The sequence below is a fragment of the Paracoccaceae bacterium Fryx2 genome, assembly GCA_032334235.1.
Classification (GTDB): Bacteria; Pseudomonadota; Alphaproteobacteria; order Rhodobacterales; family Rhodobacteraceae; genus JAVSGI01.
The window spans coordinates 2,615,174-2,637,671 of record JAVSGI010000005.1; the positions used below are offsets into that span (position 1 = coordinate 2,615,174).

24 protein-coding genes are annotated in these 22,498 nt (G+C 66.1%); 16 read left to right on the forward strand and 8 right to left on the reverse strand.

Going from position 1 to position 22,498, the window contains the following annotated elements; translation table 11 throughout:
- Window positions 1-25: 25 nt before the first annotated feature.
- Window positions 26-1,261, reverse strand: a complete 1,236-nt coding sequence (locus RNZ50_21810) for an argininosuccinate synthase (GenBank protein MDT8857630.1) — start codon at window positions 1,259-1,261, stop codon at window positions 26-28.
- A gap of 119 nt (window positions 1,262-1,380) precedes the next feature.
- On the opposite strand from RNZ50_21810, the gene ilvA reads away from it, so the two are divergent.
- Window positions 1,381-2,628 (forward strand): threonine ammonia-lyase IlvA, encoded by a 1,248-nt coding sequence (ilvA, locus tag RNZ50_21815; protein ID MDT8857631.1) that lies wholly within the window; start codon window positions 1,381-1,383, stop codon window positions 2,626-2,628.
- Here the strand turns inward: ilvA and RNZ50_21820 are convergent.
- Window positions 2,625-2,945: an Hpt domain-containing protein gene (locus RNZ50_21820; GenBank protein MDT8857632.1), complete on the reverse strand. Its 321-nt coding sequence runs from the start codon at window positions 2,943-2,945 to the stop codon at window positions 2,625-2,627. The two genes, ilvA and RNZ50_21820, sit on opposite strands and share 4 nt — an antisense overlap.
- A gap of 248 nt (window positions 2,946-3,193) precedes the next feature.
- Between RNZ50_21820 and RNZ50_21825 the strand changes: the two genes are divergently transcribed.
- Window positions 3,194-4,387 carry a SpoIIE family protein phosphatase gene (locus RNZ50_21825; GenBank protein MDT8857633.1) on the forward strand — a complete coding sequence of 398 codons (1,194 nt, stop codon included), beginning with the start codon at window positions 3,194-3,196 and terminating at the stop codon, window positions 4,385-4,387.
- A gap of 3 nt (window positions 4,388-4,390) precedes the next feature.
- Here the strand turns inward: RNZ50_21825 and RNZ50_21830 are convergent, their stop codons facing one another.
- Entirely contained in the window at window positions 4,391-4,828 is a 438-nt protein-coding gene (locus tag RNZ50_21830) for an NUDIX hydrolase (GenBank protein MDT8857634.1), read from the reverse strand.
- 79 nt (window positions 4,829-4,907) lie between these two features.
- Here RNZ50_21830 and RNZ50_21835 point away from each other — a divergent pair, with 79 nt between their 5' ends.
- The 7 genes from RNZ50_21835 (at window position 4,908) to RNZ50_21865 (ending at window position 13,198) form a co-directional block, all read left to right on the forward strand.
- The gene (locus tag RNZ50_21835; GenBank protein MDT8857635.1) at window positions 4,908-5,918 is read left to right on the forward strand and encodes an Hsp33 family molecular chaperone HslO; all 1,011 of its coding nucleotides are present in this window, start codon (window positions 4,908-4,910) and stop codon (window positions 5,916-5,918) included.
- Window positions 5,908-6,498 carry a CoA pyrophosphatase gene (locus RNZ50_21840; GenBank protein ID MDT8857636.1) on the forward strand — a complete coding sequence of 197 codons (591 nt, stop codon included), beginning with the start codon at window positions 5,908-5,910 and terminating at the stop codon, window positions 6,496-6,498. Before RNZ50_21835 ends, RNZ50_21840 begins: the two co-directional genes overlap by 11 nt.
- Entirely contained in the window at window positions 6,495-7,634 is a 1,140-nt protein-coding gene (locus tag RNZ50_21845; GenBank protein MDT8857637.1) for a CCA tRNA nucleotidyltransferase, read from the forward strand. Before RNZ50_21840 ends, RNZ50_21845 begins: the two co-directional genes overlap by 4 nt.
- Window positions 7,635-7,700: 66 nt before the next feature.
- Window positions 7,701-9,542 (forward strand): ABC transporter ATP-binding protein, encoded by a 1,842-nt coding sequence (locus RNZ50_21850; GenBank protein ID MDT8857638.1) that lies wholly within the window; start codon window positions 7,701-7,703, stop codon window positions 9,540-9,542.
- Window positions 9,539-11,383, forward strand: coding sequence for an ABC transporter ATP-binding protein (locus RNZ50_21855; protein ID MDT8857639.1), 1,845 nt, complete (start codon window positions 9,539-9,541; stop codon window positions 11,381-11,383). The genes RNZ50_21850 and RNZ50_21855 overlap by 4 nt, the downstream gene beginning before the upstream one ends.
- Complete coding sequence (locus RNZ50_21860) at window positions 11,380-12,612, forward strand: class I SAM-dependent RNA methyltransferase (GenBank protein MDT8857640.1); 1,233 nt, start codon at window positions 11,380-11,382, stop codon at window positions 12,610-12,612. Before RNZ50_21855 ends, RNZ50_21860 begins: the two co-directional genes overlap by 4 nt.
- A gap of 88 nt (window positions 12,613-12,700) precedes the next feature.
- On the forward strand, window positions 12,701-13,198 hold the full coding sequence (locus tag RNZ50_21865; GenBank protein MDT8857641.1) for a L,D-transpeptidase family protein: 498 nt from the start codon (window positions 12,701-12,703) through the stop codon (window positions 13,196-13,198).
- Window positions 13,199-13,231: 33 nt separating this feature from the next.
- Here RNZ50_21865 and RNZ50_21870 read toward each other — a convergent pair whose 3' ends face one another.
- Complete coding sequence (locus RNZ50_21870) at window positions 13,232-13,735, reverse strand: CAP domain-containing protein (GenBank protein MDT8857642.1); 504 nt, start codon at window positions 13,733-13,735, stop codon at window positions 13,232-13,234.
- 165 nt (window positions 13,736-13,900) lie between these two features.
- Here RNZ50_21870 and RNZ50_21875 point away from each other — a divergent pair, with 165 nt between their 5' ends.
- Together RNZ50_21875 and RNZ50_21880 are read left to right on the forward strand one after the other, a co-directional pair.
- Window positions 13,901-14,503: a L,D-transpeptidase gene (locus RNZ50_21875; GenBank protein MDT8857643.1), complete on the forward strand. Its 603-nt coding sequence runs from the start codon at window positions 13,901-13,903 to the stop codon at window positions 14,501-14,503.
- A gap of 147 nt (window positions 14,504-14,650) precedes the next feature.
- Window positions 14,651-14,833, forward strand: a complete 183-nt coding sequence (locus RNZ50_21880) for a hypothetical protein (GenBank protein ID MDT8857644.1) — start codon at window positions 14,651-14,653, stop codon at window positions 14,831-14,833.
- A 125-nt stretch (window positions 14,834-14,958) separates the two neighbouring features.
- On the opposite strand, the gene hemH is transcribed toward RNZ50_21880, so the two are convergent.
- On the reverse strand, window positions 14,959-16,014 hold the full coding sequence (gene hemH / locus RNZ50_21885; protein ID MDT8857645.1) for a ferrochelatase: 1,056 nt from the start codon (window positions 16,012-16,014) through the stop codon (window positions 14,959-14,961).
- Between the two features lie 88 nt (window positions 16,015-16,102).
- Window positions 16,103-16,936, reverse strand: coding sequence for a methyltransferase domain-containing protein (locus tag RNZ50_21890; protein ID MDT8857646.1), 834 nt, complete (start codon window positions 16,934-16,936; stop codon window positions 16,103-16,105).
- 39 nt (window positions 16,937-16,975) lie between these two features.
- Here RNZ50_21890 and RNZ50_21895 point away from each other — a divergent pair, with 39 nt between their 5' ends.
- Genes RNZ50_21895 through RNZ50_21910 form a run of 4 tightly spaced genes read left to right on the forward strand, consistent with a single transcriptional unit; the run spans window position 16,976 to window position 19,268 of the window.
- Window positions 16,976-17,698, forward strand: coding sequence for a ComF family protein (locus tag RNZ50_21895; protein MDT8857647.1), 723 nt, complete (start codon window positions 16,976-16,978; stop codon window positions 17,696-17,698).
- A gap of 38 nt (window positions 17,699-17,736) precedes the next feature.
- Window positions 17,737-17,994: a glutaredoxin 3 gene (grxC, locus tag RNZ50_21900; protein MDT8857648.1), complete on the forward strand. Its 258-nt coding sequence runs from the start codon at window positions 17,737-17,739 to the stop codon at window positions 17,992-17,994.
- Window positions 17,995-18,825 (forward strand): carbon-nitrogen hydrolase family protein, encoded by an 831-nt coding sequence (locus RNZ50_21905; protein MDT8857649.1) that lies wholly within the window; start codon window positions 17,995-17,997, stop codon window positions 18,823-18,825.
- Window positions 18,825-19,268, forward strand: a complete 444-nt coding sequence (locus RNZ50_21910) for a MarR family transcriptional regulator (GenBank protein ID MDT8857650.1) — start codon at window positions 18,825-18,827, stop codon at window positions 19,266-19,268. Before RNZ50_21905 ends, RNZ50_21910 begins: the two co-directional genes overlap by 1 nt.
- A 51-nt stretch (window positions 19,269-19,319) precedes the next feature.
- Here the strand turns inward: RNZ50_21910 and RNZ50_21915 are convergent, their stop codons facing one another.
- Both RNZ50_21915 and RNZ50_21920 read right to left on the reverse strand, forming a co-directional pair.
- Entirely contained in the window at window positions 19,320-20,411 is a 1,092-nt protein-coding gene (locus tag RNZ50_21915; GenBank protein MDT8857651.1) for an IS630 family transposase, read from the reverse strand.
- Between the two features lie 80 nt (window positions 20,412-20,491).
- Window positions 20,492-21,583, reverse strand: a complete 1,092-nt coding sequence (locus RNZ50_21920; GenBank protein ID MDT8857652.1) for an IS630 family transposase — start codon at window positions 21,581-21,583, stop codon at window positions 20,492-20,494.
- Window positions 21,584-21,670: 87 nt separating this feature from the next.
- Between RNZ50_21920 and RNZ50_21925 the strand changes: the two genes are divergently transcribed.
- Window positions 21,671-22,321, forward strand: coding sequence for a sugar transferase (locus RNZ50_21925; protein ID MDT8857653.1), 651 nt, complete (start codon window positions 21,671-21,673; stop codon window positions 22,319-22,321).
- The last annotated feature ends 177 nt before the right edge of the window (window positions 22,322-22,498 follow it).

Consider the following 22,498-nt stretch of genomic DNA (forward strand, 5'->3'; position numbering starts at 1 on the left):
CATGATCGCGCCCCCCGGAATTCGGTCATTTCACCCGTGAATTGCGGGTTGCGATCAGTTTGAGGCGCAGGGCGTTGAGGCGGATGAAGCCCGCGGCGTCTTTCTGGTCATAGGCGCCGGCATCGTCTTCGAAGGTCACGTGCGCCTCGGAATAGAGGCTGTGGTCGGACCAGCGGGCGACCGTGCGGGCAAAGCCCTTGTAGAGTTTCACGCGGACGGTTCCGGTGACGTGCTCCTGGCTCTTGTCGATCAGGGCCTGGAGCATCTCGCGTTCCGGCGAATACCAGAAGCCGTTGTAGATCAGTTCGGCATAGCGCGGCATGATGCTGTCTTTCAGGTGGCCCGCGCCTGAATCGAGCGTGATCTGTTCGATGCCGCGATGCGCTTCGAGCAGGATGGTGCCGCCGGGGGTTTCATAGATGCCGCGCGATTTCATGCCGACGAAGCGGTTTTCCACCAGATCGAGGCGGCCGACGCCGTGCTTGCCGCCAAGCTCGTTCAGCTTGGTCAGGATGGTCGCGGGCGACATTGCCTGCCCGTTGATCGCCACGGCATCGCCGCGTTCGAAGCTGATCTCGACCATTTCTGCCTGATCGGGCGCGTCTTCCGGGGCGACGGTGCGCTGATAGACGTAGTCGGGGGCCTCGTTGCCGGGGTTTTCCAGCGCCTTGCCCTCGGACGAGGTGTGCAAGAGGTTGGCATCGACCGAGAACGGCGCCTCGCCGCGCTTGTCCTTGGCGATCGGGATCTGGTTGGACTCGGCAAATTCCAGCAGCTTGGTGCGCGAGGTCAGCGCCCATTCGCGCCAGGGGGCGATGACCTTGATATGGGGATTCAGCGCATAGGCAGTCAGCTCGAACCGGACCTGATCGTTGCCCTTGCCGGTGGCGCCGTGGGCCACGGCATCGGCGCCGCATTCGGCGGCAATCTCGACCAGGCGCTTGGCGATCAGCGGGCGGGCGATCGAGGTGCCCAGGAGGTAAAGTCCCTCATAAAGCGCGTTGGCGCGGAACATCGGGAAGACGAAATCGCGCACGAATTCCTCGCGCACATCCTCGATGTGGATGTTTTCCGGCTTGATGCCGAGCAGCACCGCCTTGGCGCGCGCCGGTTCCAGTTCTTCGCCCTGCCCGAGGTCGGCGGTGAAGGTGACAACCTCGCAGCCGTATTCCGTCTGGAGCCATTTCAGGATGATGGAAGTATCAAGCCCGCCGCTGTAGGCGAGGACGACTTTCTTGGGCGCAGACAGGGGGGCGGGCATGGGGTTTGCTCCTTCACTCACAGGTTTCGCCGGGTCTAGTGAAGTTTCCGGGGCGGAACAAGGGGCGCGGCCTTCTGCCCCCGTGGCATATCGAGAAGCGCCCGGATAAGGTGCGCCGCATGACACACTTTGCCGATGCCGCCCGCCAAGCCACACTCGCCCTGCGCGATCTGTTTCCCGAAACGCCGTTGCAGCGCAACGATCACCTGTCGCAGCGCTTTGGCGCCGAGATCTGGCTGAAGCGCGAGGATCTGAGCCCGGTACGCAGCTACAAGTTGCGGGGCGCGTTCAACGCGATGCGCAAGGTGCGGACGGGCAACCCGGGGCAGGGGCATTTCGTCTGCGCCAGTGCCGGTAACCATGCGCAGGGGGTGGCCTTTGCCTGCCGCCATTTCGGGGTGCGCGGCACGATCTTCATGCCGGTGACCACGCCGCAGCAGAAGATCGACAAGACGCGGGTGTTCGGCGGCGATGCGGTCGAGATCGTGCTGACCGGGGACTATTTCGACCAGACGCTGGCGGCGGCGCAGGCGTTCTGCGGCGAGCGGGGCGCGCATTTCCTCTCGCCGTTCGATGATGCCGACGTGATCGAGGGGCAGGCCTCGGTCGCGGTGGAACTGCTCGACCAGCTGGGGCGCGCGCCCGACATGGTGGTGCTGCCGGTGGGCGGGGGCGGGCTGGCGTCGGGGGTGACCGCCTATCTGCGCGAGATGGCGTCTGAAACGCTGTTCAGGTTTGTCGAGCCGCAGGGCGGGGCCAGCCTGACGGCGGCGCTGCACGGCGGCGGGCCGGTGCGGCTGCCGCGGGTGAACAGCTTTGTCGATGGCGCGGCCGTGGCGCAGCTTGGTGCCTTGACCTATGCCATGCTGGATTGGGTGGACCCGTCGCAGGTCTTGCTGGCCCCCGAGGACCGGATCTGCGTGACGATGCTGAACATGCTGAACGTCGAGGGCATCGTGCTGGAGCCGGCGGGGGCGCTTTCGGTCGATGTGCTGCCGGTGCTGGCCGACGAGATCGACGGCAAGACGGTGGTCTGCGTCACCTCTGGCGGGAACTTCGATTTCGAGCGGTTGCCGGAGGTGAAGGAGCGGGCGCAGCGGTATGCGGGCCTGAAGAAGTATTTCATCCTGCGGATGCCGCAGCGGCCGGGGGCGCTGCGCGAGTTCCTGATGATGCTGGGGCCGGACGACGACATCGCCCGCTTCGAATACCTCAAGAAATCGGCGCGCAACTTCGGGTCGGTGCTGATCGGGATCGAGACGCGGGCGGCCGACAACTTTGCCCGTCTGTTCGGGCGGATGGACGAGGCCGGGTTTGTTTACCGCGACATCACCGGCGACGACATGCTGGCCGAGTTCCTGATCTAGGAGCCGAGGCCCGCGTCGAGGCTGCGGCGCGAGTCGTGATAGGCCTGCACGACGCGGGCCACATCGACGCTGCCCGCCTTGCCTGCGGCGGCGCGGCGTTCACCTTCCTGGCACAGGGCGGCAAGGGCGCTGAAGCCGAGGTTGAGCGCGCTGCCCTTGAGGAAATGCAGGTCACCCGCCAGCGAAGGGCGGCCCTGGCCGCTGCCGATCCGGGCAATCACCTCGTCCGCCTCTTCGAGGAACACGACCACCACCTCGGCGAAGTCTGCTTCACCGATTTCGGCCTTCAGGTCCGACACGCGTTTCCAGTCGATCATCATCCCCCCTGCCGGGCTGCGCTTCCGGTTGCTGGCCCGGATGCGGGGATGCTTGGCCCCGGGCGCTTAACAAGCGGTAAGCCGGGGCGGATGCGACGCCGAAGATTTTAGGTTTCACAGGATGTTAAGAGGTCTGGCGCCACCGTCGCGCAGCAGCCGAAAAGAGGTCGTTCGTGCATCCGCAGTCGCAAATCGTGCAAAATCCCGTCCGGTGCCGCGGTCCGGTTGCGCCGGGGCATGTGCTGGTGGTGGATGACAGCAAGGCGCAGCGCCGCATCCTGACGCTGTCGCTGCTGCGCTGGGGCTACCGGGTGACGGAGGCCGAGTCGGGCGATGCCGCGCTGGCGCTGTGCCGGGCGACCGCCTTCGACATCGTGCTGTCGGACTGGATGATGCCCGGGATGAACGGGTTGGAATTCTGCAAGGCGTTCCGCACCTTGCCGCGCGAGGGGTATGGCTATTTCATCCTGCTGACCTCGAAATCCGACAAGGACGAGGTGGTGGACGGGCTGGATGGCGGGGCCGATGACTTCCTGACCAAGCCCGTCAGCCCCGACGAACTGCGCGCGCGGCTGCGGGCGGGCGAGCGGATTCTGGGGATGCAGCGCGAACTGGTGGAAAAGAACCGCCTGATCGGCTCGACGCTGGGGGAATTGCAGAAGATCTATGATTCGCTCGACCGTGACCTGATCGAGGCGCGCAAGTTGCAGCAGACGCTGGTGCGCGAACGGTTTCGCGACTTCGGTCGCGGGTCGGCGTCCATCCTGCTGCGGCCATCGGGGCATGTCGGCGGCGATCTGGTCGGGTGCTTCGAGATCAGCGCGCGGCGGATCGCGCTTTATTCGGTGGATGTCTCGGGCCATGGCGTCGCCTCGGCGATGATGACGGCGCGGCTGGCGGGGCTCTTGTCGGGGGCCTCGCCCGATCAGAACATCGCGCTGACCATCGGAGCCTATGGCCAGCGCGACGCCTGGCCGCCCGAGATGGTGGCCTTCCGCTTCAACCGGATGATGCTGGAGGACATGCAGGTGGACCAGTATTTCACCATGGCCTATGCCGAGGTCGATCTGGTCACCGGCCGGGTCTGGCTGGTGCAGGCCGGGCATCCGCATCCCGCAGTGCTGCGGGCGGACGGGGCGGTGGAATATCTGGGGCAGGGCGGCCTGCCGATCGGGCTGATACCCGGGGCCAGTTTCGAGCGGGTGGAGGCGCAGCTTGCGCCTGGGGACCGGCTGTTCCTGATGTCGGACGGGGTGACCGAATGCCCCGACCCGCAGGGCAACGAACTGGGGGAGGACGGGCTGACCCGCATCCTGCACGCCAATGCCATGATGGCCAGCCCGGCGCTGCTGGAGGCGCTGGTGTGGGAGCTGAACCGGCACTCCGGGGCAGAGGCGTTTCCCGACGACGTGTCGGGGGTGCTGTTCGACTATCGCGGCTGAAGCTCAGCGCAGCGCCGCGGCCAGTGCCGCCCGGTCGCCGGGGTTGCCCAGCATCTGCAGCGCCTGCGTGGCGCGCATCCAGATCGCTGTATGCCCCGCCTCGGACGGCGGGCCGTGGCGCAGCACCGGACGGGCCAGATAGACGGTGCAGACCTTTTCCGCCCAGAGGTCGTATTCCGGCATGTAGGTGAAACGGCGGAAGGCGCCGAGCCGCTGGGTGATCGCGATGCGCCAGCCGGTTTCCTCGAACACCTCGCGGTGCAGGGCGGTGACCGGGTGTTCGCCCTTGTCGATGCCGCCGCCGGGAAGCTGGTATTCCGGGATCGGTTCGGCCTGATGCGTGGTCAGGATGTCGTCGCCGCGCAGCAGGATCGCGTAGACGCCGGGGCGGCGGCGGTAGCTTTGCCCGGTTTTCACCGGCTCTCCGAATCGTCTGATCATGATCTGGCCCTTGGTCGTAAGGTTGCCGTGCCTATATAGTCGCGGTATGCCAAGGCTGGCTTGCCAAGGAAACCCCCACATGACCACCGCTACCCCGTCGCTCGGATCGAAGATTGCCTGGGATGATACCGTCCTGCCGTTTCAGCTTGACCTCTCGGATGTCCGGGGGCGTGTGGCGCGGCTGGACGGGACGTTGCAGCAGGTGCTGTCGCAGCACGACTACCCGCCGCAGATCGAGGCGCTGGTGGCCGAGGCCGCGCTGCTGACGGCGCTGATCGGGCAGACCATCAAGCTGCGCTGGCGGCTTTCGCTTCAGGTGCAGGGGCATGGCGCGGTGCGCCTGATCGCGACCGACTACTATGGGCCGACCGAGGACGGCCAGCCCGCGCGCATCCGCGCCTGGGCCGGCTATGACGAAGACAGAATGGACCCCGAGGCCGATCCGTTCAGCCTGATCGGGCCGGGGTCGTTTGCCATCCGCATTGACCAGGGGGCGGGGATGACACCGTATCAGGGCATCACGCCGATCGCGGGCGGGTCACTTTCGGCCTGTGCAGAGACGTATTTCGCCCAGTCGGAGCAATTGCCGACCCGCTTTGCCCTGGCCTTCGACAAGGTGCCCGGTGACGTGCCGCACTGGCGGGCGGGCGGCATCATGTTGCAGCATATGCCGAAAGCCTCGCCTTCGGTCGCGGCCGACTTCGGGTCGGGCGAGGGCGGTCTGCTGCAGCATTCCGACATTCTGGATGGCGACGAGGGCGAGAACTGGCGGCGGGTGAACCTGCTGCTGGGAACGGTCGAAGAGGCCGAGCTGATCGGCCCGACCGTGCAGCCCACCGACCTGCTGATCCGGCTGTTCCACGAGGAAGGGCCGCGGGTGTTCGATGCCCAGCCGGTGCGGTTCGGCTGTTCCTGTTCGGCCGACAAGGAGCGCCACTCGCTGGAGATCTATTCGCAGAAGGAAATCCGGCACATGACCACGCCCGAGGGCATCCTGACCGCCGATTGCCAGTTCTGCGGCGCGCATTACGAGTTCGACCCGAAGACGCTGGGCTTCGAGGGGGTGAAGGCGGTGGGGGATGCTGACTGAGGCATTGACCCGGGCTTTGGCGCGACCGGCAGAGCAATCGTCGGATTTCGATCTGAACCCCGGGCAGGTGCTGCCCGAGGGCCGGGTTCTGCGCGCCGCCGCCGTGCTGGTGGCGGTGTGGGACCGGCCTGCCGGGCCGCAGATCATCCTGACCAAGCGGTCGTCGCGGCTGGCGCATCACCCGGGCCAGATCGCGCTGCCCGGCGGCAAGATCGACGCGGGTGACACCGGGCCCGAGGCGGCGGCGCTACGCGAGGCCGAGGAGGAGATCGGCCTGCCGCGCGGGCTGGTGCAGGTGATGGGGCGGCTGCCCGCGCATGAAACCGTGACCGGCTTCAGCGTGATGCCCATTCTGGGCCGTGTGGCGGACGATTTCGCGTTTCGCGCCGAAGCGGGCGAGGTGGCCGAGGTGTTCGCGGTGCCGCTGGCGCATCTGGCCGACCCGGCGCGCTACCGGGTGGAACGGCGGCGCTGGCGCGGCGAGTGGCGGCGCTACTACGCGGTGCCGTTCGGGCCCTATTACATCTGGGGCGCGACGGCGCGGATTCTGCGCGGGCTGGCCGAAAGGATGGGGCCGTGAAGGTTGCGGGCGACTGGCTGTCGCGGCCACAGACGCAGGCGGTCTGTGCCGCGCTGACCGGGGCGGGTTATCGCGCGCTGTTTGTCGGCGGCTGCGTGCGCAACGCGCTGCTGGGGCTGGCGGTCGGGGATATCGACATTGCCACCGACGCGCCGCCCGAAACAGTCTCTGAACTGGCGGAAAAGGCGGGTTTGCGGGCCGTGCCGACCGGGTTCGACCATGGCACGGTGACGGTGCTGTCGGGCGGCATTCCGCACGAGGTGACGACCTTCCGCCGCGATGTGGCCACCGATGGGCGGCACGCTACGGTGGCTTTCGGCTCGCTGGAGGATGACGCGGCACGGCGGGATTTCACGATGAACGCGCTTTATGCGACGCCGGAGGGCGCGGTGATCGACCCGCTGGGCGGCCTGCCCGATCTGTCGGCGCGGCGGGTGCGGTTTGTCGGTGACCCGGCGGCGCGGATTGCGGAGGATTACTTGCGCATCCTGCGGTTCTTCCGGTTTCATGCAATCTATGCCGACCCCGGCACGGGGCTGGATGCCGAGGGTCTGGCCGCCTGCGCCGCGTTTTCGGCAGGAATAGAGACGCTTTCGCGCGAAAGGCTGGGGGCCGAGATGCGCAAGCTGCTGGCCGCCCCCGACCCCGCACCTGCCGTGGCGGCCATGCAACAGGCCGGGGTGCTGCATCGCGTGCTGCCCGGTGCGGATGCCAGGGGGCTGGCGGTGCTGGTGCATCTGGAGGCCGGTTTGCCCCCGCGCTGGTTGCGGCGGCTGGCGGTGCTGGGGGGCGCGGATGCCGGGGTCGCGCTGCGGCTGTCGCGGGCCGAGGCGCGCGATCTGGGCGTTGTCAGGGACGAAATCGGCGCGATGCGGGGGGCGGCGGCGCTGGGGTATCGGCTGGGGGAAGCTCTGGCGGCGGATATCGTGCTGGTCCGCGCGGCGCTGCTGGAAAGCCCGCCGGCCGACGGCTGGCAGGCCGCAATCCTGCAGGGTGCGCAGGCGGTGCTGCCGGTGACGGCGGCCGACCTGATGCCCGGCCTGCAAGGCCCGGCGCTGGGGGCAAGACTGCGCGAGATCGAGGATCGCTGGGTCGCGTCGGGCTTCACCCTCGGCCGGGATCAGCTTCTGGGCTGAGGCCCGGTTTCCCTGCGCGCCGTTTCGGGTTATATCCGGCGGGTAACCGAAAAAGAGGCATTTCCCGTGTTCCGTTTTTTCGAAGGCCTCGTCGATCCCTATGCCCCCTATGCCAGAAGTGACACGCCTCCGCGCAAACTGTGGCCGTTCCTGAGGGAATACATCATTCCCTTCAAAGGGGTGTTTGCCGTGACCGGCCTCTTGTCGGTGCTGATGGCTTTCGCCGAGGTCGGGCTGATCTGGTATGTCGGGCGGATGATCGATCTGCTGGCGACCGGCGCGCCGGAGGCGGTGTGGCAAAGCCACGGCACCGAGATCATCCTCGTGGGCCTCGCGATCCTGTTCGTGCGGCCGCTGCTGGCCGGGGCGGATGTGGCGTTGCTGCACAACACCATCCTGCCGAACTTCGGCACGATGATCCGCTGGCGGTCGCACGCGCATGTGCTGCGCCAGCCGGTCGGCTGGTTCGAGGGCGACTTTGCCGGGCGGATCGCCAACCGGATCATGCAGACGCCGCCCGCCGCCGGGGATGCGGTGTTCCAGACCTTCGACGCCGTGGCCTTTGCGGCGGCAACCGTTCTGGGGGCGACGGCGATGCTGGCCGATGCCGACCCGCGGCTGATCCTGCCGCTGCTGGTGTGGTTCGTGCTGTATGCGATGCTGGTGCGCTGGACGCTGCGTCGGGCCGGGCCTGCGTCGAAGGCCAGTTCGGACGCGCGTTCGGCGGTGACCGGGCGGGTGGTGGATGCCTATACCAACATCCATTCGGTTAAGCTTTTCGCCCATCACGACCGCGAGATGGGCTATGCCTTTGAGGCGATCGAGAACGCGCGGGCGACCTTCCAGAAGGAAATGCGCATCATCACCAGAATGGATGTGGCGCTGACCATGCTGAACGGCGGGCTGATCGTGGCGGTGACCGGCTGGGCCGTGGTGCTGTGGTATCAGGGGCAGGCGTCGGTCGGCACGGTGGCGGCGGCGACCACACTTGTGCTGCGGCTGAACAACATGACCTATTGGGTGATGTGGGCCACGACCTCGCTGGTGCAGGCGCTGGGCGTGGTGGCCGAGGGGATGGAAACCATCGCGCAGCCCATTGCGCTGGTTGACAAGCCGGACGCGAAACCGCTGGCGTTCCGCGAAGGGCGGATCGCTCTCTGCGGCGTGTCGCATCACTACGGGCGCGGGTCGGGCGGGTTGCAGGGCATCACGCTCGACATCGCGCCGGGCGAGAAGATCGGCATCATCGGCCGCTCGGGGGCCGGGAAATCGACCCTCGTCAAGCTGATGCTGCGGTTCTACGACTGCGAGGGCGGGCGGATCGAGATCGACGGGCAGGACATCGCGTCGGTGACGCAGGACAGTCTGCGCCGCCAGATCGGGATGGTGCAGCAGGACAGCAGCCTGCTGCACCGCTCGGTCCGCGACAACATCCTTTATGGCCGCCCCGAGGCGACCGAGGCCGAGATGATCGCTGCGGCGAAACATGCCGAGGCGCATGATTTCATCCTGACGCTGGAAGACCCCGAGGGGCGGCGGGGCTATGATGCCCATGTCGGAGAGCGGGGCGTGAAGCTTTCGGGCGGGCAGCGGCAGCGGGTCGGGCTGGCGCGGGTGATCCTGAAGGATGCGCCGATCCTGATCCTCGACGAGGCGACCTCGGCGCTGGATTCCGAGGTCGAGGCGGCGATTCAGGACACGCTTTATGGCGTGATGGAGGGCAAGACCGTGATCGCGATCGCACACCGGCTTTCGACCATTTCCGCGATGGACCGCATCGTGGTGCTGGAGGATGGCGGCGTGGCCGAACAGGGCAGTCATGCCGACCTGCTGGCCTCGGGCGGGCTATATGCGCGGTTCTGGGCGCGGCAGTCGGGCGGATTCATCGGAACGGAGGCGGCGGAATGACGGCATTGATGAGGCTGGGCGGGCTGATCGACGCCTTCCGCCCGGCAGACGGGCCGCCGCCGCAGACGCTGGGCGCGTTCTTTCACTGGTGCCTTTCGGGGTCGTGGCGGATGCTGGGGGTTGCCGGGGCGATCTCGGCCTTTGCGGGCACGATGGAGGTGGTGTCGGCGCTGATCCTCGGCTGGGTGATCGACGCCGCGCTGTCCTCGGGGCCAGAGGCATTCTTCGGCACCCATGCGCTGCTGCTGGTGGCGTTTCTGGCGTTCTATCTGGTGGTGCGGCCTTTGTCCTTTGCCGGGTCTTCGGCGTCGAACTCGATCATCGTCGGGCCGAACCTGATGCCGCTGGTGCTGAGCCGGCTGCACCGCTGGACACTGGGGCAGGCGGTGACGTTCTTTGACAACGACTTTGCCGGCCGCATCGCGCAAAAGCAGATGCAGGCGGCGCGGGCGGTGACCGATGTCGCGACCGAGGTGATCAACACCGCCTTCTTCGCGCTGGCTTCGGTAATCGCCTCTGTGATCTTTCTGCTGGCGGTGGACGTGTGGCTGGCGCTGGCGCTGGCGGTGTGGCTGGTGGCGTATCTGGCGCTGATCAAATACTTCATGCCGCGGGTTCGCACGAACTCGGCGGCGCGGGCGGCGGCGCGGGCGATGGTGTCTGGGCAGGTGGTCGATACCATCACCAACATCAAGACCGTCAAGCTCTTTGCCCATGCCGCCTTCGAGGACCGTGTCGCGCTGAAGTCGATGGAGGTCTTCCGCGCCCGGTCGTTGGAATTCGGCGTGATCTCGACCTGGTTCCGTCTGGCGCTGATGACGCTGGCCGGGGTGCTGCCGGTGATGCTGATCGGCGGCACGCTGCTTTTGTGGCAGCAGGGGCAGGCGACGGCGGGGGCGATTGCGGCGGCCGGCGCGATTGCCATGCGGATCGCGCAGATGTCGGGCTGGGTCAGTGCCACGCTGATGTCGATCTATGCCGCGGTGGGCGAGGTCGAGGACGGGATGCACACGCTGGCGGTGCCGCACACGCTGGCCGATGCGCCGGGGGCGGTGGACCTGCCGCGGGTGGCGGGCGAGGTGCGGTTCGAGGGCGTGTCGTTCGGCTATGGCCGGGCGCGGGCCGGAGTCTCGGGGATCGAGCTGACCGTGCGGGCAGGGGAAAAGCTGGCGATTGTCGGGGCTTCGGGTGCCGGGAAGTCGACGCTGGTGGCGCTGCTCTTGCGGCTTTACGACAGCGAGAAGGGCCGGGTGCTGATCGACGGGCAGGATGTGCGTGCGGTGACGCAGGAAAGCCTGCGCCGCCAGATCGGCATGGTCACGCAGGAAACCGCGATGTTCAACCGATCGGCCCGCGACAACATCCTCTACGGCCGCCCCGACGCGACCGAGGCCGAGGTGATTGCCGCGGCAAAAGCCGCCGAGGCGCACGAATTCATCGAAACCATGGTGGACCACAAGGGCCGCACCGCCTATGACGCCTATCTTGGCGAACGCGGGGTCAAGCTTTCGGGCGGGCAGCGGCAGCGGATCGCGCTGGCACGGGCCTTCCTGAAGGACGCGCCGATCCTGGTGCTGGACGAGGCGACCTCGGCGCTCGATTCCGAGGTCGAGGCGTCGATCCAGGAGGCGCTGGGCCATGTGATGCAGGGCAAGACCGTGCTGGCCATCGCGCATCGGCTGAGCACCATCGCGGCGATGGACCGGATCGTGGTGCTGGATCAGGGCCGGATCGTCGAACAGGGCAGCCATGAGGTGCTGCTGGCCAAGGGCGGTCTTTATGCCCGGTACTGGGACCGCCAATCCGGCGGATTCATCGGAAGCGAAGAGGCGGCAGAGTGATTTTCACGATTGAACGGCTGGGCCATCTGGGCGACGCGATTGCGCGGGGGCCCGCCGGGCCGCTCTATGTGGCGCAGATGCTGCCGGGCGAGGTGGTTGACGGCGAGGTGCAGGGCGACCGCCTGCTGAACGCGCGAATCATCACGCCCTCGGCCGACCGGGTGCGCGCGCCCTGCCCCCATGCCCGGACCTGCGGCGGCTGCCTGTTGCAACACGCCTCGCCCGGGTTCGTGGCCGACTGGAAGCTGGGGGTGGTGCGCTCGGCTCTGGCCGGGCAGGGGATCGAGGCCGACCTGCGGCCCATCGTGACCTCGCCGCCACGGTCGCGCAGGCGGGCGACGCTGTCGGGGCGGCGGACCAAGGGCGGGGCGCTGCTGGGGTTTCACGCGCGGGCGTCGGATGTGCTGGTGGGCGTGCCGCAATGCCAGTTGCTGCACCCCGACCTGATCGCCGCCTTCCCTGCGCTGGAGGCGCTGGTGATCACCGGCGGGTCGCGCAGCGGCGAGTTGTCGCTGACCGTCACGCGCACGATCTCGGGGCCGGATGTGGCGGTGACCGGCGGCAAGCCGCTGGACAACGCGCTGCGGATGGATCTGGCGCGGGTGGCCGAGGCGCAGAACCTTTCGCGCCTGACCTGGGATGGTGAGGTAGTGGTGCTGCGCATGTCGCCGATGCAGCGCTTTGGCCGCGCGCTGGTGGCGCCGCCGCCGGGTGCCTTTCTGCAAGCCACGCCCGAGGGCGAGGCCGCGCTGCTTGCCTGCGTAGTCGAGGCGGTGGGCGATGCCAGGCGCGTCGTCGACCTGTTCGCGGGGGCCGGCACCTTCGCGCTGCCGCTGGCCGAACGGGCAGAGGTTCATGCCGTGGAAGGCGACGCCGCTATGGTGGCGGCGCTTGATCGCGGCTGGCGTCTGGCCGAGGGGCTGAAGCGCATCACCTCCGAGACGCGCGACCTGTTCCGCAGACCGCTGGAACCCGATGAATTCAAGGACTTCGACGCCGTGGTGATCGATCCGCCGCGTGCCGGGGCCGAGGCGCAGATGGCGACGCTGGCGCGGGCGCAGGTGCCGGTGATCGCCGCGCTGTCGTGCAACCCGGTGACCTTCGCGCGCGATGCCAAGGTGCTTCTGGGGGCGGGATATCTGTTGGACTGGGTGCAGGTGATCGACCAGTTCCGCTGGTCGGCGCATGTCGAACTGGCTGCACGGTTCAGCCTGCGAGGCCGCCGATAACACGACCGTGAGCCGTTGTCGGAAACTGGCGCTAGGCACAGGCGCCGATTTTGGCTATGCGCAAGAAAAATACAGGCAGGCAGGCAATATGAAAATTGCGTTGAAAATCTTTCTGGCTTTGGTGCTTTCGTTTGCGCTGACTGCGTGTTCGTCAAAGTTCCGCACCTATCGCGGGCCCGAGGTCACCTCGATCCAGGTCCACAAGGCCGACCGCAAGATGTATCTGCTGCACCATGGCAAGGTTCTGGCAAGCTATGATGTGGCGCTGGGCTTTTCGCCTGTGGGGCACAAGCAGTTCGAAGGCGACGGCAAGACGCCCGAGGGCAGCTATTTCATCGACCGGCGCAACCCGAACTCCGAATTCCACCTGTCGGTCGGCATGTCCTACCCCAATGAATTCGACAAGGAATTCGCCGCCTCTCAGGGCAGGTCGCCGGGAGGTGACATCTTCATTCACGGCCATACCGGGTTCAAGCGCAAGAACAAGGGCGACTGGACGGCGGGGTGCATCGCCGTCACCGACCGCGAGATGGAAGTGATCTATTCGATGATCCGCAAGGGCACGCCGATCCACATCCTGCCCTGAGACGGCGGTGGGGGGCCGCAGCCCCCTCGCCGGTCAGGTGCCGGTGATCAGCGTCCACCAGATCTTGCCGCCCGGTTCCTGGAACCAGGCAAAGCCGAGCTGACGCGCCGCCGGGTCCAGCACGATGGCGCGGGTGTCGGGCAGTTCCATCCACGCGGCGAGGGTTTCAAGCTCTGTCTCGAAGGTTTCCGAGATCAGCTCGCCCGAAAGCTGCCCGGTGTAGCCGACGCGCTGCACCCGTTCGAGCGGCGACGACCCGTCGGACCCGAAGTGCCAGGGACGGTTCTGCACCGACATGTCGCGCGAATGGGTGGCGGCGGCGGCGTTCAGTTGCGCGTTGAGAGTCAGCGGCGCGGACCCTGCGGCCGAGCGCAACGTGTTGACCGAGTCGAGCAGACGGTAGGGCACCTTGCCCTGGTCGATCCGGTAGACTTGCGGCAGCGGCTTGCCGTCGGGGCTGAGAGCGGGCCCCATGGTCGCGCCGCAGGCGGAAAGGGCTAGCGTTGCGCAAAGCATCAGGGCAGTCAGTCTGTTCATGTCACTCTCACCCGGTTGGAGCCTGAGGCCCGTCTTTACAGACTTGGTGCGCGCTGTTCAAACGCAACTCTGCGTGACGTTGCCCATTGACGCGCGTTTGATTTGCGGCGTAGCCCGCAAGACGGTAAACAGCCGAAAAATACCACGATGCAAGGAGTGACGCGCATGAGTGTCGATGGCCCGAACAGGCTTGACCGCCGCAGGGTTCTGGGCGGTGCCGCAGCGGTGCTTGGGGCGGCAGCATTGCCCGCCTGGGCGCAGGCTGAAATGCTTGATCCCGATGCGCCGCCGCAAGGCTCGGTGCGCAACAACGTGTCGAGCTTCCGGATGCTCGATTGGCAGGGGTATTTCACCGACACCCGCAAGGGAGCGATTCTGGTCGATACCACGTCGCGGGCGCTGCACTTCTGGTCGGAAGACCAGACGATCTACAAGCTTTATCCGACCTCTGTGCCGCTGTCGGAAGAACTGACCCGCCGCGGGCGGACCGAGGTGATCCAGAAGGTGGTGAACCCGAGCTGGCGCCCGACGCCGTCGATGAAGGAACGCAACCCGGAATGGCCCGACGTGGTCGAAGGCGGCGCGCCCGACAACCCGCTGGGCGTGCGCGCGCTTTACCTGTCGTGGACCTACTATCGCATCCACGGCACCCACGACACGCGCAAGATCGGGCGGCGGTCATCGAATGGTTGCGTCGGTTTGTACAACGAACACATTCTGGAGCTGTTCGATCTGACGCAGGTGGGCACGCAGGTGTTGCTAATTTGACGATAAGACGCCGGAGCGCACGGTCAGATGAAGACCCAAGTTGCAATCCCCACGCCAAGCTGGTTAGAAAACCGATACGAGGTAGAGTCTTGGGTGCATGCCGTCGCCTCTGCAATATTCGGTGGCATGCAATAACTGGAGGTTAACATGAAGAAACTTGCGCTCGCTGCCGTGATCACGGTTGCTGCATCCACCGCTTTCGCTGGCGGCATCAACGTCGAACCGATCATGGAGCCGACCATCGTCGAGGCACAAACCTCGTCGTCCGCTGGTGGCATCGTCGTCCCGCTGCTGCTGCTGCTGATCATCGCGGCTGCCGTTTCGTCCTGATCGGCGAACCGTTCATGGAAAGGACGGCAGGTCAAACTGCCGTCCTTTTCATTTTTTCCGGGGTCTTTGGACTGCGGTTAAAGTTCTGATTTGCCGGGTTGATCCGCGATCCCCGGTGGCGCTGCTCAGCGCAGCCAGCCCGCCAGATTTTCGTCGATCACCGCGACCAGCGCCTTGATGTGGGCGTCGTCGTCGTTCAGGCAGGGGATGTAGGTAAAGCTTTCGCCGCCTGCATGTTCAAAGGCTTCGCGGATCTCGCCGTTGATCTCTTCAAGCGTTTCGATGCAGTCGGCCGAAAAGGCGGGCGCAATCACCGCGATTCGCTTCTTGCCCTGCTTGGCCAGGTCGGCCACATGCTCGACCGTATAGGGCTTCAGCCATTCCTCGGGCCCGAACACCGACTGGAAGGTCGTGATGATCGCGTCCTTGTCCCAGCCCAGCCGTTCGCGCAGCAGCCGCGAGGTCTTGGCGCATTGGCAATGGTAGGGGTCGCCCGACATCAGATAGCGTTTCGGCATCCCGTGATAGCTGGCCACCAGCACGTCGGGCTTGATGGTCAGCCGCCCGTAGGCATGTTCGACAGATTTTGCCAACGCGTCGATGTAAAGCGGGTGGTCGAAATATTCCGGGACGGTGCGCGCGGCGGGCTGGCGCTTTTCCTTCATCAGCGCGGCAAAGAAGGCATCGTTGGCGGTGGCCGAGGTGGCGCCGGCGTAATGCGGGTAAAGCGCGAAGAACAGGATCTTCTCGCAGCCCGCCTCGACCATCGAGCGCACCTTCGATTCGGTCGAAGGATTGCCGTAGCGCATACAGAAATCGACCATCACGCGGTTGCCATGCTCGGCGGCGATGGCTGCGGCGACGGCGGCGGTCTGGTCCTTGGTGATCGTCATCAGCGGGCTTTCGCCCTTGTCGTGGTTCCAGATCAGCTTGTAGTTGGCGCCCGAACTGAACGGGCGTTTCGACAGGATGATCAGTTGCAGCAACGGCTGCCATTTCCATGACGGGTAGTCGATCACCCGCTTGTCGGACAGGAATTCGCTGAGATACCTGCGCATCGACCAGTAATCGTAATTGTCGGGCGTGCCGAGGTTGGCCAGAAGGACGCCGATCTTCGCGCTCCGCACGGGCGGATGATCGGCCGGGGCATGGGCCAGACGGCCCTCGCCGGCGGCGATCATCTCGGGAACCTGGCCAGAGGTGGCATCAAACATCACGTCTTCCGTCCTTCGAATATGTGACACTCAGATAAACGCATCCGGGGCAACGTCAACCGTCCAGCTTGGTTTCAGTTGGGGCGACGCGGGCCGCACCCAGGGCTTCGGCAAGGCTTTGCACCGCCGAACCGGGGCGAAGCGGCTGTTGCTGGCTGGAATGGGGGGCCCAGCCGGTCAGGAAGATGATCTCGAAAGTGGCGGGGATGCGGCCGTCGGGCGTGCCGTGCAGGTCGGCATAGCGGCGCGCGGTTTCGGTCAGGATCGACCGGCGGGTCGGGTGGCGCGGGCGGGCGGCCAGCGCATTGGCCTCGCCCATCGCACGCAGGTCGGCCATCAGGTGCGCCGCGTCACGGTAGCTGACCTGCCGGGTCAGGCTGTCGGCCACCGGCAGCGCAAAGCCCGCGCGTTGCAGCAAACCGCCAAGGTCGCGAATCTCGCCCATCGGCAGCACGCGCGGCGACAGGCCGCCGGTCACCGCCACTTCGGCCGCCGCAAGGCTGGTGCGCAGCTCGTGCAGCGTCTGCCCGCCGAAGGCTGCGCCAAGAAACAGCCCGTCGGGTGCCAGCGCGCGGCGGCACTGCACCAGTTGCCCCACCGGATCATTCGCCCAGTGCAGCGTCAGCGCGTCGATCACCAGATCGTGTGCGCCGGGCGCAAGGTCCAGCACCTCGTCATCGGCCACGATGCGAGCCTGCGGCCACAGTGCGGCCCAGATTTGCGGGAAAGCGGTGACCACGGCGGGGGCTGTAAACGTCCTGTTAACCTCGATGAGTCTCTCCTGCATCTCGGCGGCCACCTCGTCGTGCAGGAACAGCGCCGGGTCGCGCAGGGCGCGGGCGCGGTTGCGGGCAAGGGCGGGGCGGTCGGTCAGGGTCGGGGGGGTCATGTCGGCTCCGGATCAGGGAACGCACCTTAGGGGGGTCGCATGGGATTGCAAGCCGCGCTGCATCTGATCTATCCGCCGCAATGCCTGATCTGCGACACGCTGGTGACCTCGGATTTCGGTCTTTGCGGCACCTGCTGGCGGGAAACGCCGTTCATCACCGGGCTGGTATGCGACCAGTGCGGCACGCCTCTGCCGGGAGAAAGCCACGGCCACGCGGTGAAATGCGACGACTGCCTGACGCTGGCGCGGCCCTGGTCGCAGGGTCGCGCGGCGCTGTTGTATGCCGACAACGGGCGGAAGATGGTCCTGTCGCTGAAACATGGCGACCGGCTGGACCTCGCGCGCCCGGCCGGGGCGTGGATGGCACGCGCGGCGGAACCGCTGCTGCGGCCGGGCATGGTGGTGGCGCCGGTGCCGCTCTACTGGCTGCGGCTCTTGAAGCGGCGCTACAATCAGGCGGCGCTGCTGTCGGCGGCGGTGGCAAAGGGGGCGGGGCTTGCGCATTGCCCCGACCTGCTGGCCCGCCGCCGCAACACCCGCAGCCAGGAAGGGCGCGACCGCGAGGGGCGCTTTGCCAACATGGAGGATGCGATCCGCATCAACCCGGCCCGCGCTCCGCGCATCGCGGGCAAGCCGGTGCTGCTGGTGGATGACGTGATGACCTCGGGGGCGACGCTGGCGGTGGCGACCGAGGCCTGTCTTGCGGCCGGTGCCAGCGAGGTTTCGGTTCTGGTACTGGCGCGCGTTGCGAAGGAGTCCTAGATCCTTATAGTCAATCCGACTGCAAGGAACCGCGCCCCATGAAATCCGTCGAGATCTACACCACCCCCACCTGCCCCTATTGCGTTGCCGCCAAGCGGCTGCTGGTCAGGAAGGCCGCGCCTTTCACCGAGATCGACGTGAGCCGCGACCCGGCGGCGCGGTCTGCCATGACGGCGCGCGCGAACGGCGGGCGGACGGTGCCGCAGATCTTCATCGGCGGCAAGCATGTCGGCGGCTGCGACGACCTGCACGCGCTGGACGATGCGGGGCGGCTTGATCCGCTTCTGGCGGACTAGATGCGCGCGGGGCTGGTGCAACTGACGGTCGGTGACGACCCCGCCGCCAACCTGCCGGGCACGTTGGCGCTGGTGCGTGCGGCGGTTGCCGGGGGGGCCGGTTTCGTGCTGACGCCCGAATGCACCAACGGTCTGTCGTCGAACCGCGACCACCAGCGCGCGGTGTTCCACACCGAGGAGCACGATCCGACGCTGGCCGCCCTGCGCGCCGAGGCGGCGCGGGCGGGGGTCTGGCTGCTGATCGGGTCGCTGGGGCTGAAGACCCACGACGCCGATGGCCGCTTTGCCAACCGCAGTTTCCTGGTCGCCCCGGATGGCGCGATTGCCGCGCGCTATGACAAGATCCACATGTTCGATGTCAACGTGTCGGAAACCGAAATCTACCGCGAATCGGCGGGCTACCGGCCGGGGGCGCAGGCGGTTCTGGCAGAAACGCCGTTCGGCCGGGTCGGGATGACGGTGTGCTATGACGTGCGGTTTCCGCAGCTTTACCGGCAGCTGGCGCAGGCGGGGGCCGAGATCCTGACGGTGCCCGCCGCCTTCAACCACCTGACCGGGGCGGCGCACTGGGAGGTGCTGCTGCGCGCCCGCGCGATCGAGACCGGCTGTTTCGTGCTGGCCCCGGCGCAGACCGGGTTCCACGCCGAAACCGGCGGCAAGGGGCGGCGCACCCATGGCCACAGCCTTGCCGTGGCGCCCTGGGGCGAGGTGCTGGCCGATGCGGGCAGCGAACCGGGTGTGATGCTGGTGGAGCTTGACCTGGACGCCGTGACCCGCGCACGCTCGCGCGTGCCGTCGCTGACCCATGATCGCCCGTTTGAAGGCCCCTGATGCCGGACAGGAACGAAGACATCGCGGTGGCCCTGTTCGGAGAGCTGTTCATGGCCGACCAACTGGCGCGCAACCGCATTTCCAAGGCATTGCCCAAGGGGATGGAGCTGTCGCATTTCGGCGTGCTGAACCACCTTGCCCGCAGCAACGAAGAACGCACCCCGGCGCAACTCGCACGGTCGTTCCATGTCACGCGGGGCGCCATGACCAACACGCTGGCCAAGCTGGAATGGGCAGGCCACATCCACATTCGCCCCGACTGGGATGACGCGCGGCGCAAGTTCGTCGGCATCAGCCTGTCGGGCCGGGCGGCGCGCGACGTGGCGGTGCAAGCCATCGCGCCGCTTATTGCCGAGGTGGTGCAGTCGCTGGGCGCCGACCGGGTGCGCGCCGTGCTGCCGGTGCTGCGCGAGATGCGCAAAAGGCTGGAAGGCGAGGGCTGAGCCCTTGCCAGATGCCGCGTGCGGGCGCTAGTGTTCTGAGTCTGACACTTCCTACCTGTTTCCGCGAATTTCGTCGAGTTTGTCGAGCGCGCGGCGTTCTCGGGTGAGGATGTCCTCGGCGGTTTTGGTCCACCTGAAGGGCTTCGGCTTCTCGTTGTGCTGCGCCAGATAGTCGTAGATCGCGGTCTTCAGGTCATCGACGCTGGAATAGCTGCCACGTCGGATGCGCCTCGATGTGATTTCGGCGAAGAAGCGTTCGACCAGGTTCAGCCATGAGGCGCTGGTGGGCGTGAAGTGCAGCTTGAAGCGCGGGTGCTTGTCCAGCCATGCTTTCACCTCGGGCGTCTTGTGGGTGGCGTAGTTGTCGAGCACCAGGTGCACGTGACGACGCGCGGGCACGGCCTTGTCGATCTGCCGCAGAAATTTCAGGAACTCCTTGGCGCGATGGCGGGGCATGCAATCGCCGATGACCTTGCCGGATTTCACATCCAGCGCGGCGAACAGCGTGGTCGTGCCGTGCCGCTTATAATCGTGTGTCATGGTAGCTGCGCGCCCCTTCTTGAGCGGCAGACCGGGTTGCGTCCGATCCAACGCCTGGATCTGCGACTTCTCATCAACACACAGAACCACAGCCCGATCCGGTGGATCAAGGTAGAGACCGACGATATCCGTGACCTTTTCCTCGAACAGCGGGTCATTCGAGACCTTGAACCCCTTCGTGAGATGCGGCTTCAAGCCAGCTTCGGCCCATATGCGACCCACACTCGACGGCGAAATCCCCATGGCTTCGGCCATCAGGGCGCGGCTCCAGTGGGTGGCGTTGGGCGGCGTCTCCTGCACCGTCTTGGTGATCACCTTCAGCCTTGTTTCCATGGGCAATGGCGGCACGCGCGAGGGCCTTGTCTTGTCGCGCTTGAGGCCGTCCACACCCTCATCGAGATACCGAGCCTGCCAGCGCCAGACCGTGGGCTTCGAAGTGCGTGCGCGCCGCATGATCTCAAAAGTGCCGTGACCGTCCGCTGTCGCCAGCACGATCTCGGAACGCCAGACGAGCTTGCGCGCAGTGTTGCGGTTGGTGATCAGAGCTTGAAGCTCAGCACGGTCGGCGGGGCCAAGGTAAAGGCAAATGTCATCGCGTCTCATGCCCCGAATATGGCACATCAGGCCCTCAATGGGAATCCTGTGTCAGGTGGGGAACACTAGTGTTCTGAGTCTGACACTTCCTACCTGTTTCCGCGAATTTCGTCGAGTTTGTCGAGCGCGCGGCGTTCTCGGGTGAGGATGTCCTCGGCGGTTTTGGTCCACCTGAAGGGCTTCGGCTTCTCGTTGTGCTGCGCCAGATAGTCGTAGATCGCGGTCTTCAGGTCATCGACGCTGGAATAGCTGCCACGTCGGATGCGCCTCGATGTGATTTCGGCGAAGAAGCGTTCGACCAGGTTCAGCCATGAGGCGCTGGTGGGCGTGAAGTGCAGCTTGAAGCGCGGGTGCTTGTCCAGCCATGCTTTCACCTCGGGCGTCTTGTGGGTGGCGTAGTTGTCGAGCACCAGGTGCACGTGACGACGCGCGGGCACGGCCTTGTCGATCTGCCGCAGAAATTTCAGGAACTCCTTGGCGCGATGGCGGGGCATGCAATCGCCGATGACCTTGCCGGATTTCACATCCAGCGCGGCGAACAGCGTGGTCGTGCCGTGCCGCTTATAATCGTGTGTCATGGTAGCTGCGCGCCCCTTCTTGAGCGGCAGACCGGGTTGCGTCCGATCCAACGCCTGGATCTGCGACTTCTCATCAACACACAGAACCACAGCCCGATCCGGTGGATCAAGGTAGAGACCGACGATATCCGTGACCTTTTCCTCGAACAGCGGGTCATTCGAGACCTTGAACCCCTTCGTGAGATGCGGCTTCAAGCCAGCTTCGGCCCATATGCGACCCACACTCGACGGCGAAATCCCCATGGCTTCGGCCATCAGGGCGCGGCTCCAGTGGGTGGCGTTGGGCGGCGTCTCCTGCACCGTCTTGGTGATCACCTTCAGCCTTGTTTCCATGGGCAATGGCGGCACGCGCGAGGGCCTTGTCTTGTCGCGCTTGAGGCCGTCCACACCCTCATCGAGATACCGAGCCTGCCAGCGCCAGACCGTGGGCTTCGAAGTGCGTGCGCGCCGCATGATCTCAAAAGTGCCGTGACCGTCCGCTGTCGCCAGCACGATCTCGGAACGCCAGACGAGCTTGCGCGCAGTGTTGCGGTTGGTGATCAGAGCTTGAAGCTCAGCACGGTCGGCGGGGCCAAGGTAAAGGCAAATGTCATCGCGTCTCATGCCCCGAATATGGCACATCAGGCCCTCAATGGGAATCCTGTGTCAGGTGGGGAACACTAGCAGGTGGCGCATGGCAGGAGGCGGCGCATGACCCCATCGAAACGGCTGTTCGACCTGAGTCTGGCGCTGATGATCGCGGCGCTTCTCGCGGTGCCCTTCGCGCTGCTGCTGGCGGCCCTGCTGGTGGTGGAAGGGCGGCCGCTGTTCTACGTCTCGGAACGGATGCGCGCGCCCGGACTGCCGTTCATGCTGTGGAAGCTGCGCACCATGCGGGTCGTGGCGACCGACAGCGGCGTGTCGGGCGGCGACAAGACGGCGCGGATCACCCCGGTCGGCCGCGCCCTGCGCCGCACCCGGCTGGACGAGATTCCGCAACTGTGGAACGTGCTGCGCGGCGACATGAGCTTTGTCGGCCCCCGGCCGCCGCTGCGCACCTATGTCGAGCGGTTCCCCGAAATCTATGGCCGCGTGCTGCAGAGCCGTCCGGGGATCACCGGCCTTGCGACGCTGGAATATCATGCCCACGAGGAACGCCTGCTGGCCCGGTGCGCCAGTGCCGAGGAGACGGACCGCGTCTATTCCGGGCGCTGCGTGTTACGCAAGGCACGGCTTGACCTGATCTATCAGCACAACCAAAGCCTGTGCCTGGACCTGTTTCTGATGGCAAAGACCGGCGGGCGCGTAATTTTTCGGCCATTGATGAAAATCGTGGCACCGCGACGGTCTGCCAGAGATTGAACCGGGCAGACGCCCTTGTTACCCCTGTGACAGCTTGGTAAGTTGACATGGTGATTTCTTGGTAGGTTGACATGGTGAATTGACGAACGGGCATCTGCCTTTCCTCCGGCAGTCCGGGTGGTCGTCTGGACAATGGCACGGGTTTGCTGTCTAGCCCGGTTCATTCCTGAAACTGGC